The organism is Streptomyces sp. NPDC057474, from assembly GCF_042802555.1.
GTDB lineage: Bacteria > Actinomycetota > Actinomycetes > Streptomycetales > Streptomycetaceae > Streptomyces.
The window spans coordinates 1-3,812 of record NZ_JBHVDX010000429.1; the positions used below are offsets into that span (position 1 = coordinate 1).

Consider the following 3,812-nt stretch of genomic DNA (forward strand, 5'->3'; position numbering starts at 1 on the left):
GGGGTTGGGTAGGTGAGGTGGGTGGTGAATATGTGGTGGGTGTTTTGGTGTCCGGTGACTTGGATGGTGGGGGTGTGGGGGTGGGGGGTGGCTGTGATGTGGCAGGGGGTGGTGTGTTCGGCGTAGCGGTTGAAGGTGGTGGTGATGGTGGTGGGGGTGGGGGTGGGGGTTGTGGTGGGGGTGGGGGTGGTGTGGGTGTGGAGGGCGTTGGCGGCTTGGCGGGCGGCTTCGATGAGGACCATGCCGGGGATGTGGTCGCTGGTGTGGTCGAAGAGGATGGGGTGGTGGGGGTTGGGGTTGAGGAGCCATTGGTGGGGGGTGGTGGTGGGGGAGAGGACGACGTCGTCTGGGTGGGTGCGTCCGACGGTGTGGGGGGTGGTGGTGGGGTGGTGGGGGTGGTGTGGGGGGGTGGGGGTGGGGGTGGTGCCGCGTAGTCGGTGGTAGGTGGCGGGGGTGATGCAGGTGAAGCGGCCGCCGCCGGTGGCGAGGGTGTGCTGGTTGCGGTGGAGGGTGATGTGCATGGTGAATTCGGCGAGGCGGGTGCCTTTGTAGCGCAGGTTGCTGCAGGTGGTGCTGATGGTCAGGTCGGTGGGGGTGGTGTGGATGGCCATCTGTGCGGGGTGGGTGGTGACGTGTTGTTCCCACATGAGGAAGTGGTGGCCGAGGGGGACGCCGAATTCGGAGTGGGCGAGGAAGAGGCCGACCTGGCGGATCGTTTCTGCCGCTTGCATCACGTCGTGGTGGGTGCCGCCGGGGGCGGTGAAGAAGGTGTGGGCGCGGGGCCACTGTCCGGTCAGGGCGAAGGTGGTGTCGCCGGTTTTCTCGCAGCCGGTCAGGAAGACCTCCGCGTGGCAGGCGCGGTGGACGTATTCGCGCGGGACCGTGGTGGTCAGGCGGGGCGGCCGGCCCGCGCCCGCGCCCGCGCCGGTGCCCGCGCCCGCGCCGGTGTCCGTGCCGGTGTTCGTGTCCGTGCCAGTGCCGGTGCCGGTGCCGGTGTCCGCGCCCGCGCCGGTGTCCGCGCCCGCGCCGGTGTCCGTGCCGGTGCCCGCGCCCGTGCCGGTGTCCGTGCGGGTGGGGGGGCCGGTGGGGTGGGTTCCTGACGGGGTCCTGTTGTCGTGCGGGGTTGCCCGCGGAGGGTTCCCGCTGTCGGGCAGGGGGTCTTGGGGGGTGTCCGCGCCGGTGCGGTGGGTTCCCCGGGGGGTGTTCTGGCCGGTGCGGGGGGCGTCGTGTGCGGTGTTCTTGGCGGTGGGCGGGGTTCTTCGGGCGCTGTTCTTGTCGGTGCGCAGGGCCCCTGGGGGGGTGTCCACGCCCTCGCGGTGAGGGCCCTGCGGGGTGTTCTGGCCCTCGGGGTGAGGGTCTTGCGGGGTGTTCTGGTCGGTGCGGGGGGTTTCCTGGTGGACCGTCAGGAGTGTCATGGGGTCTCCGCGGGAAGGCCGGGGTGCCGGTGGGGCCGGCTGGTTCGGCGTCGAGGAGTCATAAGATACGTACCAACCGGTTTTGTTTGCAAGGTGCTCGTGGCAACTCGGCCGGCTGTCCTGTGGGCGGGCCGGGGAGGCGGGGGCGGGCTGCCGCGGGGCGGGTGCGGCGTGGGGGCGGGGGGCGGGTGTGCGGCGGACGGGAAGCGGTTGACCGCATTCCGTTACGGCGGTGGGGGGCATTCCGCTAATACCGCCCGGTTCACGCCGGTGGCGGGCGGACGGGCGGGTCCCGGGTCCCGCCGGGGGGCGGGGTGGTGTCCGGGGGTGTGGCGGTGGCGGCGGGGTGCCGGGCCGGGGTGGGGTCTCTTCGCGAATTCCATTGAAAAAACCGGGCGACCGGTTTTAGTGTCGGGTGTGGCGGCCGGGTGTGCCGGGTGTGGCGGCGTGGCTGTGTTCTTTGTCTGTGTTCCGTTGGTCTGAGTCCTGGGGGTAGCGATGTCTGGTCGTGCGTGTCCTTTCGTCATTGATCCGGCCGGCCGTGATGTCCATGGTGAGGCGCGGGCGCTGCGGGCGCGGGGGGCGGCGACGCCGGTGGTGCTGCCCGGGGGGGTGGCGGCCTGGGCGGTCACCGATCATGCGCTGGTCAAGAGGCTGCTGGTGGATCCGCGGGTGTCCAAGGACGCGCGTCTGCACTGGCGGGCGTTTCGGGAGGGTGAGATAGCCGACAGCTGGCCGCTGGCGATCTGGGTGTCGGTGCAGAACATGGTCACGGCCTATGGGGAGCGGCACCGGCGGCTGCGCCGGCTGGTGTCGGGGGCTTTCACCGCGCGGCGGGTGGAGTTGATGCGGCCGCGGATCGAGGAGATCACGGCGCGGGCGCTGGACGCTCTGCAGGAGCAGGAGCAGGAGCAGGAGCAGGAGCAGGAGCAGGGGCAGGGGCAGGGGCAGGGGCAGGGGCAGGGGCAGGGGCAGGGGCAGGGGCAGGGGCTGGGGCTGGGGCTGGGGCGGGGGCGGGGGCGGGTGGTTGATCTGCGGGACGGTTTCGCGCACCGGGTTCAGTCGCAGGTGCTGCTGGAGCTGTTCGGTGTGCCGGAGCGGTTCGGGGCCGTCCTGCGGCGGGTGATCGACGGTTTCTTCCGTACGGCGGCGTCGGGTGAGGAGGCCCGGCGCAACGGGCGTGACATGTATGAGGTGATGGCGGCGCTGGTGGAGCTGCGGCGTGCCTGTCCGGGGGAGGATCTCACCAGTGCGCTGATCTCGGTGCGTGACGAGGCCGACGGCACGCGGCTGGACGACAAGGAGCTGATCGACAATCTGATCCTGCTGTTCACCGCCGGCTACGAGCCCACCGTCAATCTGATCGACAACGCGGTCTGCCTGCTGCTGAGCCATCCCGAGCAGCTGGCGCACGTCCGTGCGGGGCGGGCCGGCTGGGCGGACGTGGTGGAGGAGGCTCTGCGGGTCCAGGCGCCGGGCGCCAACCTGCTGCTGCGTTACGCGGTCGAGGACATCGATACCGGGCAGACGGTGATCCCGCAGGGCGACGCGATCATGATCTCCTATGCCGGGGCCGGTCGGGACGGGGCCGTGCACGGTGCGGACAGCGACCGGTTCGACGTGCTGCGGCCCACCCGGCGCGGGCATCTGTCCTTCGGGCACGGCGCGCACTTCTGCATCGGCGCGCCGCTGGCCCGGCTTCAGGCGGAGATCGCGCTGCGCGCGCTGTTCACCCGTTTCCCCGGCCTGGAGCTCGCCGTCCCGGCCGGCCGGCTGCGCCCGCTGGAGTCGTTCATCGCCAACGGCCACCGCGAGCTGCCCGTGCTGACCGGAGCGCCGGCCGGCGCGGGGGTGTCACCGGCGCGGTGCCGGCAGGCCGAGGAAGGCGCGGTACCAGGCGGTGTGCGCTTCGAGGCCGGCCTCGAAGCCGGGTCCGGGGTCCTGGCCGAGGCGCTCCCACAGGCCCGCGTCGGCGAACCAGTGGTCCGTGGCGAGCATCGCGAGATGGTGCAGCCCGGCTGAGGAGCCCGCCAGCCGGGCGCGGGCCTCGGCGAGGCCGACCGCCGGCCCTGCGGGCAGTGACAGCCGGCCGGCCACCGCCGCCGTCAGGAGGGTGCCGGGCACCGGGCGGGGGTGGGTGACGTGGTGGGCGCCCGCCAGGCCGCCGTCGTCGAGGGCCGCGGCGACGGCCGCCTCGGCGAGCGCGGTGACGCTCACCAGCGACTGCGTTCCCGCGTCCGCCACGTGCGCGCCCAGCCGGCGCAGCAGCGACACCAGGCCGGGCACGACCCACCGGTCGCCCGTGCCGTAGACCAGGTGCGGGCGCAGCACCGTGCCGCCCGCACCGAGGACGTGCCGCTCGGCGGCGGCGCGGGTGCGGCTGGTGGGCGAGGCGGC

2 protein-coding genes are annotated in these 3,812 nt (G+C 73.0%); one reads left to right on the forward strand and one right to left on the reverse strand.

Annotated features, from left to right (window positions below):
- On the reverse strand, nt 1-1,415 hold a 1,415-nt coding region (locus ACFU53_RS47200; RefSeq protein ID WP_384006593.1), incomplete at its 3' end, for a ScbA/BarX family gamma-butyrolactone biosynthesis protein.
- A 594-nt stretch (nt 1,416-2,009) separates the two neighbouring features.
- Here ACFU53_RS47200 and ACFU53_RS47205 point away from each other — a divergent pair.
- The gene (locus ACFU53_RS47205) at nt 2,010-3,437 is read left to right on the forward strand and encodes a cytochrome P450 (protein WP_384006596.1); all 1,428 of its coding nucleotides are present in this window, start codon (nt 2,010-2,012) and stop codon (nt 3,435-3,437) included.
- The last annotated feature ends 375 nt before the right edge of the window (nt 3,438-3,812 follow it).